Source organism: Rouxiella sp. S1S-2 (assembly GCF_009208105.1).
Classification (GTDB): domain Bacteria; phylum Pseudomonadota; class Gammaproteobacteria; order Enterobacterales; family Enterobacteriaceae; genus Rouxiella.
In genome coordinates this window covers 3794935-3808210 of record NZ_WFKL01000001.1, presented here as the reverse complement: position 1 = coordinate 3808210, position 13276 = coordinate 3794935, and the positions used below count along the sequence as shown (strand labels likewise).

The window sequence follows — 13276 nt, the reverse complement described above, 5'->3', positions numbered from 1 at the left end:
AAACGGGCAGTTTGCGTGATGCAGACTGCCCGTTTTGTTTTTTTGCTGAGTGAAAATAACTTAGTTAACCGAACTGACATCGTTAACGTTGATGGGTTTTGCCGCACTTAGTTTTTCAACGGTAGTGTGATAGGCGTCGTCATCCAGTTTTTGCAGTCCGTCGAAGACGACCTTGCCGCGGTAAAGGTCTCGATCGGCCTCAACAATCTGCGGTTTGGTGGTGAGGCTTCCGGTGGCGATACACACATTATTGACGTCCTTCAGCGCGGCATCCCAGATATTACCCATTTTTTTACAGCTATCTACCCAGACAAACTTCTCGTCGGGGGCCAGCGTTGATAGCTGTTTTTCCAGGGGATCGGACATATATACGTCAAACAGCGGGTCTATCCTTCCGTCATTCACCCGCAATATGAGCGGAAACTTGAACGACACACCGGAAAACGTCAGTATTTTGCTGTCTGTGTGCAGCACATAGTCGGTAATAGTTTTTGGAAAGTCCCACATCTTGATGATGGCCGGCTTCCAACGCAGCGTGTGCTTGCGTATATCGCGATAGTTGTTGGCAAGAGACTCGCTGGTCAGGCTGCTGCGACCTAGCCCAATGAAGTTGTCGCCGCCCAAAATATCCAGCACCGTGGCCCCATTGTCGAGCGTGGTGCGTTTCTGGTCGATGACCTGATTATTTTCTCCGTCACCGCGCAGCACAAAGAACAAGTCTCTTCTGTTCTGTTTAGTGAGGATCGAGTAGGCGGTATTATTCATCGCCAAATGGTCTGATGAAACTACGATCACCGTATTCTTGAAGTACGGCGAGGCCTTAATCTTGTTAATCAGTTTCGCCACCTGCTCCTGGCTGCAGGCTACCGCGCTCAGAGACTGGTTGCTTTTGTTGTTATATAAATAGTTATTTCTCTTGCAGGTCGCATCGATGTAACCGTCTGGATGATGCGTATCAACGGTCAAGGCAAAAATCGAGAATGGCTTGCCAGCTTTAGACAACGCCTCAAACTTGTCGTAGACGAAGTCCAGCGTGGTGTCGTCATACCAGCCCCACTCATTTTTGTAGTTCGGGTCTTTAACGAAAGGCTTAAGCTCTTGATAGCCATAAAGATGGTCAATGCCATGGGTAGACAAAAGCAGTTCTTTACCGGCGAAGGCCAGATTCGCGCCCTGATAGAAATAGTTAGTGTAGCCGGAGGCTTTTAACACATCGCCCAGACAAATGCTTCTTGGGTAAAACGTGGACAGCGAGCTGGAGGCATTGCTGTCGAAGGGCGCAAATAGCGGAATGCCGCACAGCGCCGAAACCATACCTGAGACAGTATTTTCCGCACCGGGGATCTGAATCGTATTACTGAAGTCTATCGACTCCTGTTTGATTGCGCCAAGCTCGGGGGTCAGGTCAGGAAAAACGTCGTTGTCGAAATAGGTGCGTTCAAGACTCTCACCAAAGATATAAATCAGATTGGGCTTGCTGCCATTAATGGACTTAATTGCATCTTTATAATTCTCTGAAAAATCTGACTTGTCATCACCATACTGCGAGGTTGTTAGCTTGAAAAGCTGAGCGGTAGCCGGCGATGTACCAATGGCCAGCAGCGAAAACAGCAGGGCAGTATAGTTGTAAGTCGTTTTTCTGGCAGTATTTTTATTGCTTAATATTAGCCAGGACAGCAGTCCAAAAATCAGTAAGATAAAACCAAATAGCCCAACGGCAGGCAACACATATTTATCAACGCCTGCGCCCGTGAGGCTGTTGGTGACGGTAAACAACACCTCGTCGTTCACGCCTTCGCCAGTAAAATAATTACTGGCCACCCAAATTGCGCTCAACAGCAGGAAAAGCGCCGAAAGCACCAGTGTTAGAGAAATCCAAAATGAGTTTCGTTTTGCCTTTAATGCACAAAGGGCGACGGATGCAATGAAGAACAATACCGAAATTAATTCCAGGGCCATTTACTTTCCTTGTATGACTTATGAGCGGATTGATAGTAACGTATTGATAAAAATCATCTTATTTTTTTATTGTTTGATTTTATTCAATAATACTCTGCCGTTACATTTTAATATAATTTTCATAAACTATTCATATACAGAATGATGCGTTAGCACTTTATAGCGGCGAAATTGTGAAAACGTGGAGGGTAACGGCGAATGCTTTACGTTTGCTTAACGCGGAGCGCACAGCCTACTGTGATAAACTTAATAGAAGATTAAGGTTATTTGATGAGGTTTTGGGTGTGGATAAAGGTTGGTTTTTGAGGTGGGGCGGGTTGGCGGTTGCAGTGATCGCGCTTTCGGGTTGCGGCAGTATAATCAGTCGCACCATGCCCGGCCAAGGGCACGGTAACCAGTATTATCCTGGCGTTCAGTGGGACTTACGTGACGGGCCGTGGCGCTATGTTACCGTTATCGATGTGCCACTATCGATGATTGTCGATACCTTTATGCTGCCTATTGACGCCCGCCACGGACCGTACGAGTAAGAGTCAGGCGTGAGTTGCCTGACGGCGTGGTTTATTCCTCACGTCCCGGGAATTCATCTTCATCGTCCCATTCTTCGGCGGCAGCTGCGCCTTCCTCGGTGTCAAGTGGAGGCTCAAGCTGGTATTCACCCTCATCCCACTCATACAGCGTATTTTCAGGCTGCCACTCTTCAAGCAGTTCCTGCTTGTCAAAGTCATCGTCAAAAATAGCCTGCGCCGCTTCGCCACTCAGAAAACTCAGGCCTTCTGTTTCTTCGCCTGACTCAGCGGAAAACTCGGCCTCCCACATAGTATCGCCATCCTGCATGACATATTTCTGCAAGTTGAACTGATCGACCGCAGGGGATTCCTCATCTGAAGTGTCGGCAATTTTCTCCAGAAACTCTTCGCGTGCCGCGTCTATAGCCTCTTCGAGCGTTGCATACAGTGACATATTTCCTCCTTTGCACAGATTACGGTGTTTTTAAGGAAAGGATAGTTGAAGATTTGGCGATGAAAAATTTTTAGGCGTAAAAATTTATAAATCGCATTACCCCACTGCAAACAGCAGCGTTCAAGCGGTTAAAAGGTGTGCGATAACCGCTTTTTGCACTGGCAGCAGCCAAGCCTTTTGATGGTAACCGGCAAAGTTGGTATACAACAGTGGGTCAAAATCGAGCTCTTGTCCCACGGTGAAAGGCGGAGTTGGCAACAACAATGGATTGTCGAGCGCCTGCAGGATAGCCAAAGTCAAAGGATATGCCGATTGACACGCAGTTGGCCAACCGTCTGTGATGACCACGTCAGTGTTGAAATCGGCTTTCGTGGTAAATTTCACGCCGGGAGTTTGAGTGTGAAACGCCTCATCACAGACGTGAGTGAGGTCTAAGCCCAACAGCGGCGCCAGCTCATGCCATGATTTAAAAACATTGGTCGTAGGCCCCCAGAGACAGATACGCACTTGTTTAATCGGGCCGAGCGTCTTGTTGATAAAAAAGGCGTCGGTCAATACTTCGCAGGGATGACCCTGGCTCGACATGGCATTAATGACCGGTTTCGAGGAACACGCAGCAAAGGTGGCGAGTTTTTCATGGTTGGATTCGCGCACGACGTAGAGGTCATAAAAAGGGTCTAGATACCCGGCCAAATCTTCAGCGCGCTCCGCCGTTTTTAAAAGATTGGGCAGCTCGATGAAAGACAGGCCGAGCGCATTAAATGCCTGAATAAAGGTGGTTCGAGTCCGAATGCCGTTGCCTTCAAATGACCAGCCAACTCTTCCCCATAAGGGGGCTATTGGACTTTCGACTCTCTGCCATATGGCAAGAATATCGGCGGGCTGAAGGTCATTCAGCGTAATAATACTCATCGATTCACCTCGGGTTCTGGATTTTTACTTGGCTATTACGCTATTTTATTGGCCAATTTTGTCAATGAAAATTCAGCTTTGCAAAGGTGATGAATCATTAGGGTAAAGGTTTGGCAAACGCGGTTTATTCAACGAATTTCTTGGCTCACAGTAAGCGGGAACTCTTTTGAAAAGGTCGTTGCTATGAAAATGTCTACCCGCACTATTTTATTGCCGCTTTGTGGTATTGCGGCGCTTATCAGCGTCGGCAGTTACGCCGCCGAGAGTACAAACAAAGCCCCACAGGCTGAGCCTGCGAATCAGCCGCAGGAAGAGATGCCGTTTCACGGAGAAGGTCGACCGCCGTTCCCGCCTATGGGAATGATGCCACCGCCGATGCACGGTTTCTGTCACGCCAGAGAGCTGTTCTGCGCCTCTGTCGCTAGCGATAACCCAACGGATACGCTGCAAAAACTCAACGGCGTTATTCCGGCGGCGACAGCAGGTAAGCACTATGAAGTGCGTGTTTCGGTGGTTGAGGTACCTGACTTCTCACACCACGGTCCTCGAGGTCCCCAGTCGGAAAACGGCAAGTAGGATTGAGATTCAGCGCCGGTTCAGGGGCTTCCGTTGATTTTATTCAACCATTGCCTGACTGGGGCGGCGTTGTAAACTCCAGTAGGAATAGCACGCGTTGAACAGCACCACGCAGGCCGTCACGCAAAATACCGCCCGGAAACCATATCCCGCCGAAACAGACGCGCCCAGTAGCGGCCCAGTAACGTTTCCCACGTCGCGGAAAGATTGGTTATAGCTGAACACGCGTCCTGCCACCTGATTAGTACAATTATAAATGAGCAGCGTTTGCACCGCGGGTAAAAGCGCACCGTCCGTTGCACCAAGCAGGAACCTGAGGATGCCCAGCTGCAGCGGACTCTGTACAAATGCCATGGGGATCAGCAGCAGCACAGAAAGTGCCAACATGGCGACGAGAATACGTTCGGGGCCAATTTTGTCGCCCAGTTTACCTAGCCGCGGCGCGCTTAATAGCGCCGCCACGCCGGGCACCGAGGCAATCATGCCGCTTATAAACGCCAGGTTTTGGGTATTTCCCGCCAGTTCGCGAACGTAAAGGGTCAAAATTGGCGCAATCGAGCCGGTTGCTACCTGAATGATCATCGTGGTAATAAACAGACAAAGTACCAATTTGGGGTCTTTCAGCGAGGCGAAAACTTGCTTGCGGTTGAGCATATCCTTCTTATTCACCGGCACAAACTGTTCGCGAACAAGATAGAGAGTCATCAAAAAACAGGTAAAGAGCACGGCAGCGGTAATAAAGAATACCGGCCGCAGCCCGTAGCTGTCGGCCAGTATGCCGCCAACCAGTGGACCAATAAGCGCACCGCTTACTGCCCCGGTAGAAAGCGTGCCCAGCGCCCAACCGCTCTTGTTGCGCGGTATTTGCGTGGCGATAAGCGCATTGGCGTTGGGGACAAAACCACCGAGCAGTCCGAGCAGCGCGCGCAGCACGAGAAATTGCCAGATATTATTCGCCATGCCCATTAGCGCCATCACGATGGCCATGCCGAGAGCCGACCGCAGCAGCATAATTTTTCGACCTTTACGATCGGCTAATCCTCCCCAGAAAGGCGAAGCAATAGCAGAAAACAGAAAGGTGATACTAAATACCAAGCCCGACCACATATTGAGTGATTCGTGACCCGTCACGCCGAGTTTTTCTATATACAGGGGAAGAAAGGGCATGATGAGGCTAAATGCTGCGCCGGTCAGAAAACAGCCGATCCAGACAACGAAAAGATTACGTTTCCAATTAATGGGTTCTGGTGCTTGGTCCGATGCAGGTGCCGAGGTCATAAAATACCAGTGAGTGAGGTCCATTTACTCTGCGAAGAGGGCAAAACAGAGCGCAGTAATAATGATTTAGCTCGATAATTATGCGCCGAATAATTACGCAGTTCAATAATGTTAAGAACTTATTACGGAAAATTAAAAAAGATGTTGAGCAGGGAGGTGAAAGGCAGGATAAAGGGTATAGCCATTAAAGAAGGTTAAAAATCAGGCGATTAACGGTAATCGCCTGACGGAATGGCTTAACGCAGAGCCGGGTTGCTGACCACGGAGTAACGGCCGCTGCCCAGTAACATGATGGTAAGACCGCCGAAGAAATACATCGCTTCGCCTTCGAGTCCCCATGCGCCTACTTCGTTGATGGTAAAGAATTTACCGCCAACCACCAGCAGGGTCGCTACCACTAAATTGATTGACATGACCAGCGCGGCAGGACGGGTGAAAATACCCAAAATAATCAATACGGGAGCAATCACTTCCCCGATGTAAGCGCCATAGGCAATAAAGCCTGGCAGGCCGTGACCTTCAAGCATTTTCGCAATCCAGCCTACGCCGTTTTCCATTTTAGCCACGCCGTGGAATAAAATAAGGATACCAAACGTCAGGCGTAACAGGAGCTTACCCAGATCGGGGTGATCGGTGATACGGGTAAAACAGGTATTCAATTTAGCCAACATGGTGAGGTCCTTTTAGGATAATTAACGCGGCTGTCTGTTATAAAACGTCATCGGTGATTTCAAAATGAGTCACAGATGAAATTATATTGCCAGTATTCTCTACATTGCGGGTGGAGGAAATCAGATAACGTTGATGAAGTCTTTCAAAAAAACTGTTTGAAAATACAACTTGTTGAGATTTTATAGCCCTGGTGCGCGAAGAGGTCTGACAGGGCTATGGAAAGCATTAGTACAGCGAAGGTTCGCCGTCTGGACGCGTCTTAAATCGACGATGCAGCCACATATACTGTTCAGGAGCCAGTTTAATTTCGTCTTCCACCACTTTGTTCATGTGGGTGGCTGCGACGACCTCATCATCGAGCGGGAAATTTTCGACTGCAGGATGCAGCAGCAGCTCATAGCCTTTACCGCCGGGTAAACGACGCGGGGTAAAGGGGATAATCGCCGGTTTGCCCATCCGCGCCAGCAGATAGGTCCCTTTGGTGGTGGCGGCTTTATCCACGGCAAAGAATGGCACAAATACACTGCTGCGTGGGCCGTAGTCGTGGTCAGGGGCATACCAGATAATGTCACCCTGTTTAAGACTGCGGATCATGCCTTTGAGATCTTTACGATCCAGCATTGCCTTGTTGGAGCGCATGCGTCCCTTTGTCTGGATCCAGTCCATCAGCTTGTTGTCATGAGGACGATAAACCCCGACGCCGGGATTGTGGATACCAAAGATGCGTGCGCCCAGCTCCAGCGTTAAAAAGTGCACGCCAATCAGCAGCACACCCTGTTGGTTATCACGCGCCTTCTGAATGTGCTCCAATCCGCTGACCTTAAACCAGCGCTCTATGCGCCAGTCTGGCCAGAACCACGCCATGCCAGTTTCAAACAATCCCATGCCGACGGATTCAAAGTTTTTAAGTATCAATCCATCTCGCTGGCTTTGCGGCATATCCGGGAAACACAGCTCCAGGTTACGCTGGGCAATATTACGGCGGCGTTTTAAGAAACGCATGGAAAAGCGGCCAATGCCACACCCCATGCGATAGATAATGGGGTAGGGCAAAAGCACCAGTAAATACAACAGTCCCAGCCCCATCCAGGTAACCCAGTAACGGGGATGCAATAACGAACGGTTAAAGGTTGGTACCTGAGTCATAAAATCTCTGCGTCATCGTTTGAAGTAGGAAAATATAAGCTCTGTCTTGGCTATGCCTGTTTATTGAGTCAAGAGCATCATGACTCAATGCACGGTAAAGCCAGCTAGCAGCCCGCCGAGGAAATGCCTGCTTATGTGAATTCTCATTATTGCAGGAGGTAAATCTTCCTAAGCAAAGTCGTATATTGTGACACTTTTTTTTATTAAGGTGAAAAATGACGGCATTAAAACCTCATTTTTGAACGATTGAATCCTGATATCTCCTTAAAGTGTGTGATTTTTAAACTTTTCGGCTTGATTTCCACTTAATCATTTATGCTAAAACTTTCCGGGCAAGGCGTGAAAACTACGTGTCTGCCGCTTTGAATATTGATAAAGAACCCGATTTTGTCAATCATCACCCCCTTGTCATGTCATAAAAGCGCGATATATCGCACGAAAGGTTCGATTAGGTTTTTTGTGCATAAAAAAAGGGCGCCTAAAAGGCGCCCTCAGTGACAATAGCGAAGTGTAAACGATTATTTTACGTCGAATAAACCTTTCACATTATGCGGCTCGCTGCGCCAATACTGTTTGGGTGCACTAACCTTAGCCCCCAGTTTTGCCGCCGCATGCCAAGGCCAGCGTGGGTTGTAGAGCACGCCGCGCGCCAGCGCTATCATGTCTGCCTGACCGGTAGAAACGATAGCTTCAGCCTGCTCTGGCTCAGTAATTAGCCCCACGGCGATAACCGGGATATCCACCGCTTGCTTGATACTTTGCGCGAACGGCACCTGATAATTAGGACCTACGGCAATTTTCTGCTGCGTTGACAGACCGCCACTCGAGACGTGAATGTAGCTGCACCCCAGTTTTTCAAGTGCCTTAGAAAGTTCAATCGACTGTTCCACGTCCCAGCCGCCCGGTACCCAATCGGTGGCAGAGATGCGCACGCCAATCGGTTTGTTGTCAGAGAAGACCTGGCGCAGTTCCTGATAAATCTCCAACAGCAGGCGCATACGGTTTTCCAATGAGCCGCCGTATTGATCCGTGCGCTGATTTGAAAGAGGAGACAGGAACTGGTGCAGTAAATAACCGTGTGCACCGTGCAGTTCAATCAGGTCGAAGCCCAGTTTGTCCGCGCGCTTTGCGCTGTCGACGAAGGCCTGCTTAAGGGCGCTGATTCTTTCTAGTGACATTGCTTCCGGCACGTTATCGGTATCGGCAAAACCTACGGCAGAAGGCGCTACCGTTTGCCAGCCACCGAGTTTGGCGCTGATTTGCGTGCCGCCTTCCCATGGCGCATAGCACGATGCCTTGCGACCCGCGTGCCCCAGCTGTATGCCTAATGGAATGTCACTGTTTTCACGCAGTGAAGTGACCAGGTTAGCCATTGCCTCTTCGGTTTCATCGTTCCATAAACCAAGGTCCTGCGGGGAGATCCTACCTACGTCCTCAACCGCCGTGGCCTCCAGAATCAATAATCCTGCACCGGAAAATGAGAGCTGGCCAAGGTGGGCGTGGTGCCATGACGTTGCTTTACCGTGTTCGGCCGAGTATTGGCACATAGGCGCGATAACGATGCGGTTAGCTAACGTCAGTGAACCGAGTTTGATGCTTTCAAATAACTTGCTCATGGTGACCTCTAATGAGTTTGAAATGTGTATCAGGCAACACGGGATGTGGTAACCGAAGCTTTAATCATGGTGGCTGTTTAATGTATGATAGCGCCGTTTTAATTTTTACTCTGCTTAGAATAGCCTCAACGAAAGACAGGAAAGTACACCATGCCAGTGTTACATAACCGAATTTCTAACGAGGAACTGAAGGCACGCATGCTGGCAGAAGCCGAGCCGCGCACGACAGTTTCTTTTTATAAATACTTCCATCTTGATGACCCTAAAGCATTTCGCGACCGGCTCTACATTGATCTGGTTAAGTTAAATGTTTTTGGCCGCATTTATGTGGCTAAAGAAGGCATCAATGCGCAGATTAGCGTTCCGCAAAGCCAATTCGAGGCTTTTAAACAGCATCTTTTTGCCTGTCATCCGGCTCTCGACAATATTCGCTTAAATATTGCGCTGGAAGACGACGGCAAGTCATTTTGGGTGCTGCGCTTCAAAGTGCGTGAGCGAATTGTGGCAGACGGCATTGATGATGATACCTTTGACCCTTCCAACATAGGTGAATACCTCAAGGCGGAACAGGTCAACGCAATGATTGACGATCCTGATACGCTTTTTGTCGATATGCGTAACCACTACGAATACGAAGTGGGGCATTTTGACAAGGCGATTGAAGTGCCTTCTGATACCTTCCGCGACCAGCTGCCGATGGCCGTTGATATGCTGAAGGACGATAAAGACAAAAAGATTGTTATGTACTGCACCGGCGGTATCCGCTGTGAGAAGGCCAGCGCCTACATGCTGCATAACGGCTTTAAAAATGTTTATCACGTTGAAGGCGGGATTATCGAGTATGCACGTCGTGCCAAAGAACAGGGTTTGCCGGTAAAATTTAAAGGCAAAAATTTTGTATTTGATGAGCGCATGGGCGAAAGAATCTCTGACGACGTGATTGCCCACTGCCACCAGTGCGGTGCTGAGTGTGATAATCACACGAACTGTCTGAACGACGGCTGCCATTTGCTGTTCATTCAGTGCCCATCCTGCGCCGCCAAGTTTGAAGGCTGCTGTAGCGAAATCTGCCAGACTGAGCTCAAGCTTCCACCTGAGCAACAGCGCGCACTGCGGGCCGGTCGTGAGAATGGCAATAAAATATTCAATAAATCTAAAGGGTTATTGCAGACAACCATGCATATTCCAGCCCCTAAAGACGCGGGATCAATCGACTGATAACCGTTTTTTAAGCCTGCAGGTCTTTAGCTGCAGGCTTACTCCCTTCCTTTCTGCTTCGATACATCAATAAATTTACCCGTCACTGATTTCTCGGCTTATCTGCCTGCCCTGATGACTAACTTCCCACTCTGTTTTTGATGAACCGAATTTTACCCTGATCATGACGAAGAAAAAGGGCGTTTTACCTACGAAAAATATCAGAGAAATGTCATTTTTTTGTCAGGATAAATTTTTAATCAGTCTTTTATTGGCGACTATACTTGTTTAAGTCAGGGAGCGAGCTTCACTCGGTGATTTTGAGTGTTATTATTTTTATTCATTTAAAACAATGAATTATTATTTATTTATTGAAGTGGAGGGCGTGATTTTACAGCGAGTGATTCTGTGAAAATATACAGCAAACTTGACCACGATCACATTTTTGTATAGGTTAAAGAAATGTAAAAAAGCGTTCCGTTACTGATTGTGATGAAGTTTTTAATACTGAAAATAATCAGAAATGGAGTGAATAATAAACGCTGCTGCATAGCTGTCGCATCACTTTCGTTCATTGTAAATGAACAAGCCAATCCATTGGGGAAGCGAAAGCTATGGTGCTGCATTGAAACCCCTTCATGCAACATCTGAGGTTATTTAATGAAAGATTCAACGGAATCTCATACTTCCCACATCAAATTTTGGCGCAAACGAAACAAGCCCGAACTGACTCTTGATGACATCACCATTGTTGACCGGAAAATGCTTAACCGCGCAGTGGGAGCCGCGGCGTTGGGTAATGCAATGGAGTGGTTCGACTTTGGGGTATACAGTTTTTTAGCCGTCACCATCGGGCACGTTTTCTTCCCGAGCGGGAGTGCATCGGCGCAGCTCATTGCCACTTTTGCCACCTTTGCCGCCGCGTTTCTGATCCGTCCGTTAGGGGGGCTGGTATTTGGGCCATTGGGTGACAAAATCGGTCGTCAGAAAGTGCTCGCCTTTACCATGATCATGATGGCGATAGGGACATTCAGCATCGGTTTGATTCCGAGTTATTCAAGTATTGGTATCGCGGCACCTATTTTGCTGCTGGTGGCGCGTCTGGTGCAGGGCTTCTCGACCGGCGGTGAATACGGTGGGGCAGCCACTTTTATCGCTGAATACTCCACCGACAAGCGCCGTGGATTTATGGGCAGCTGGTTGGAGTTTGGTACGCTCGGCGGTTATTTGCTGGGGGCGGGTCTGGTTACTGGACTCACTGCATTTATTACGCCTCAGCAACTGCTCGACTGGGGCTGGCGTATTCCGTTCTATATCGCTGCGCCATTAGGTTTATTTGGCTTGTATATCCGTTTAAAGCTTGAGGAAACGCCTGCGTTTCAGAAACATATGGAGAAGCAGGAGCAAATAGAAGACAGCAAACCGCGTCAAACCTTGTTTGAGATGCTGAGAAAATACTGGCGGCCGATGCTGCAGTGTATTGGCCTGGTGCTGCTATTCAACGTTTCCAACTATATGCTGACGTCTTACATGCCAAGTTACCTGACCAGCGTACTCGGATTAAGCGAGCTTAGCGGCCTGATGCTGATTATGGTGGTGATGTTTATTATGATGCCAATGACCCTGCTGCTGGGTTTCTGGAATGATCGGCTGGGGCGTAAACCGGTGCTGCTTGCCGGTGCCGTTGGGTTGATCCTATTTTCGATACCCGCGCTGATGCTGATTGGTCAAGGCGGTGTTGTGGGCGTATTTTGCGGTCTGATGCTGCTAGGTGTTCTGCATACCTTTTTCAGCGGCACCATGCCTTCGGCGCTGCCTGCGCTGTTTACTACTAACACCCGTTACAGTGCACTGGCAATCGGTTTTAACATCTCCGTCTCGCTGTTTGGCGGCACTACGCCGCTCATCACTTCATGGTTGGTTTCAGAAACGGGCAACGTGCTGGTCCCAGCCTACTACCTGATGGGTGCGGCCCTGATTGGTGCGATTACCGTATTGACGTTGAAAGAAACGGCGCGTAAACCTTTGATTGGTTCTGCCCCAGCGGTTGAAAACAAAGAAGAAGCGAAGAAACTGTTGAAGAAAATACGTTTACGTAAAAAGAAACGTGAAGATGAAGAGGCTAATCTAGGCAGCAATACGCCGAGTTAGTAAAAATTAAATTTAGGAAAAAGGCTACCTGAAAAGGTGGCCTTTTTTAATGTCTCATTAACATTCTTCTCGTTAGCATTTCATTGTATTATTTAGTATTTTTATATTCATGAATTAAATCATTAGCGCGTTAAACTTAACAAGTCACTTTTAGTCTGTCGACTCATTGGGCGCTGTGCTTGAGGATTAAGGGGCCAGTAAAGATATTTAATTAAATTATAAACAAAGCAAAACTCAAGTCGATTTCTGACTTTAATTTTTTGTGTAATATGCCGTTTGTGCACGTAAACTGTTCTATCACTGATATTTAACTTTCGAGCGATCCGGTAGTTTGGCATTTCAGCCATCCAGTCATTCATTACCAGCATCTCCTGATCGCTGAAAATGGAGTAGGGCTGGGTACATAGCCTAAAGGACGTTGAGGCATCAACCAGTCGGCTGACGTGGTTAAGTACATCGATAACCTTCTGTTTATTAGTAATGAAAAAGTTCTCCGCTACCATAATGGGCTCCCGGTTATCCGGATAGTTTGCATCCAGATAGCAATATACTTTGCTGTTTTTTCTAAATTTTAAAAATTCATTAATATTGCTATCAAACTGAGTGCTGTGACAATGACTGGTCATGTTCGCGAATATTATATCTGGTTTAAAGAGTGGGGCTTTTATTAATGCATCGGCCAAGCATTCAACGTCAAGTAGGTCGATTGCTTTGTGTTCATTTAATATTTCCAACATGCCAAGGCGCATGAAACTGCAGGGCTCAACAACAAGTATTTTCATGAGTAACATCCATGTAGGGTTTGT

12 protein-coding genes are annotated in these 13276 nt (G+C 48.0%); 4 read left to right on the top strand and 8 right to left on the bottom strand.

All coding sequences use genetic code 11. The features are described from left to right. Nucleotides 1-60: 60 nt before the first annotated feature. Complete coding sequence (gene opgB / locus GA565_RS17445; RefSeq protein WP_152199683.1) at nucleotides 61-1959, bottom strand: phosphatidylglycerol--membrane-oligosaccharide glycerophosphotransferase; 1899 nt, start codon at nucleotides 1957-1959, stop codon at nucleotides 61-63. Between the two features lie 284 nt (nucleotides 1960-2243). On the opposite strand from opgB, the gene GA565_RS17440 reads away from it, so the two are divergent. Further along, nucleotides 2244-2489, top strand: coding sequence for a YceK/YidQ family lipoprotein (locus GA565_RS17440; RefSeq protein ID WP_152199681.1), 246 nt, complete (start codon nucleotides 2244-2246; stop codon nucleotides 2487-2489). 31 nt (nucleotides 2490-2520) lie between these two features. Here the strand turns inward: GA565_RS17440 and GA565_RS17435 are convergent, their stop codons facing one another. After that, the gene (locus GA565_RS17435) at nucleotides 2521-2922 is read right to left on the bottom strand and encodes a MysB family protein (RefSeq protein ID WP_152199679.1); all 402 of its coding nucleotides are present in this window, start codon (nucleotides 2920-2922) and stop codon (nucleotides 2521-2523) included. Between the two features lie 120 nt (nucleotides 2923-3042). After that, nucleotides 3043-3834 carry an ornithine carbamoyltransferase gene (locus GA565_RS17430; RefSeq protein ID WP_152199677.1) on the bottom strand — a complete coding sequence of 264 codons (792 nt, stop codon included), beginning with the start codon at nucleotides 3832-3834 and terminating at the stop codon, nucleotides 3043-3045. Between the two features lie 183 nt (nucleotides 3835-4017). Here GA565_RS17430 and GA565_RS17425 point away from each other — a divergent pair, with 183 nt between their 5' ends. Further along, nucleotides 4018-4410, top strand: coding sequence for a hypothetical protein (locus GA565_RS17425; RefSeq protein WP_152199676.1), 393 nt, complete (start codon nucleotides 4018-4020; stop codon nucleotides 4408-4410). A 39-nt stretch (nucleotides 4411-4449) separates the two neighbouring features. Here GA565_RS17425 and mdtG read toward each other — a convergent pair whose 3' ends face one another. The 4 genes from mdtG to GA565_RS17405 form a co-directional block, all read right to left on the bottom strand. Continuing rightward, complete coding sequence (mdtG, locus tag GA565_RS17420; RefSeq protein WP_152201592.1) at nucleotides 4450-5688, bottom strand: multidrug efflux MFS transporter MdtG; 1239 nt, start codon at nucleotides 5686-5688, stop codon at nucleotides 4450-4452. A gap of 236 nt (nucleotides 5689-5924) precedes the next feature. After that, nucleotides 5925-6359: a DoxX family protein gene (locus tag GA565_RS17415; protein WP_152199674.1), complete on the bottom strand. Its 435-nt coding sequence runs from the start codon at nucleotides 6357-6359 to the stop codon at nucleotides 5925-5927. 226 nt (nucleotides 6360-6585) lie between these two features. Next, nucleotides 6586-7506 (bottom strand): Kdo(2)-lipid IV(A) acyltransferase, encoded by a 921-nt coding sequence (locus GA565_RS17410; protein ID WP_152199673.1) that lies wholly within the window; start codon nucleotides 7504-7506, stop codon nucleotides 6586-6588. Nucleotides 7507-8024: 518 nt separating this feature from the next. Further along, nucleotides 8025-9122, bottom strand: a complete 1098-nt coding sequence (locus GA565_RS17405) for an NADH:flavin oxidoreductase/NADH oxidase (protein ID WP_152199672.1) — start codon at nucleotides 9120-9122, stop codon at nucleotides 8025-8027. A gap of 150 nt (nucleotides 9123-9272) precedes the next feature. Here GA565_RS17405 and GA565_RS17400 point away from each other — a divergent pair, with 150 nt between their 5' ends. Next, nucleotides 9273-10340: a rhodanese-related sulfurtransferase gene (locus GA565_RS17400; protein ID WP_152199671.1), complete on the top strand. Its 1068-nt coding sequence runs from the start codon at nucleotides 9273-9275 to the stop codon at nucleotides 10338-10340. A 639-nt stretch (nucleotides 10341-10979) separates the two neighbouring features. Beyond that, a complete protein-coding gene (proP, locus tag GA565_RS17395; RefSeq protein WP_152199669.1) occupies nucleotides 10980-12470 on the top strand; it encodes a glycine betaine/L-proline transporter ProP in 1491 nt (496 codons plus the stop codon). 122 nt (nucleotides 12471-12592) lie between these two features. Here the strand turns inward: proP and GA565_RS17390 are convergent, their stop codons facing one another. After that, nucleotides 12593-13252, bottom strand: a complete 660-nt coding sequence (locus GA565_RS17390; protein WP_152199667.1) for a LuxR C-terminal-related transcriptional regulator — start codon at nucleotides 13250-13252, stop codon at nucleotides 12593-12595. Between the last annotated feature and the right edge of the window lie 24 nt (nucleotides 13253-13276).

Bases quoted from the DNA above. Each gene is read 5' to 3' on its own strand.
- GA565_RS17390 (WP_152199667.1), bottom strand. From the start codon at position 13,252: ATGAAAATACTTGTTGTTGAGCCCTGCAGTTTCATGCGCCTTGGCATG.
- GA565_RS17430 (WP_152199677.1), bottom strand. From the start codon at position 3,834: ATGAGTATTATTACGCTGAATGACCTTCAGCCCGCCGATATTCTTGCC.
- GA565_RS17435 (WP_152199679.1), bottom strand. From the start codon at position 2,922: ATGTCACTGTATGCAACGCTCGAAGAGGCTATAGACGCGGCACGCGAA.
- GA565_RS17405 (WP_152199672.1), bottom strand. From the start codon at position 9,122: ATGAGCAAGTTATTTGAAAGCATCAAACTCGGTTCACTGACGTTAGCT.
- GA565_RS17410 (WP_152199673.1), bottom strand. From the start codon at position 7,506: ATGACTCAGGTACCAACCTTTAACCGTTCGTTATTGCATCCCCGTTAC.
- proP (WP_152199669.1), top strand. From the start codon at position 10,980: ATGAAAGATTCAACGGAATCTCATACTTCCCACATCAAATTTTGGCGC.
- opgB (WP_152199683.1), bottom strand. From the start codon at position 1,959: ATGGCCCTGGAATTAATTTCGGTATTGTTCTTCATTGCATCCGTCGCC.
- mdtG (WP_152201592.1), bottom strand. From the start codon at position 5,688: ATGACCTCGGCACCTGCATCGGACCAAGCACCAGAACCCATTAATTGG.
- GA565_RS17400 (WP_152199671.1), top strand. From the start codon at position 9,273: ATGCCAGTGTTACATAACCGAATTTCTAACGAGGAACTGAAGGCACGC.
- GA565_RS17425 (WP_152199676.1), top strand. From the start codon at position 4,018: ATGAAAATGTCTACCCGCACTATTTTATTGCCGCTTTGTGGTATTGCG.
- GA565_RS17415 (WP_152199674.1), bottom strand. From the start codon at position 6,359: ATGTTGGCTAAATTGAATACCTGTTTTACCCGTATCACCGATCACCCC.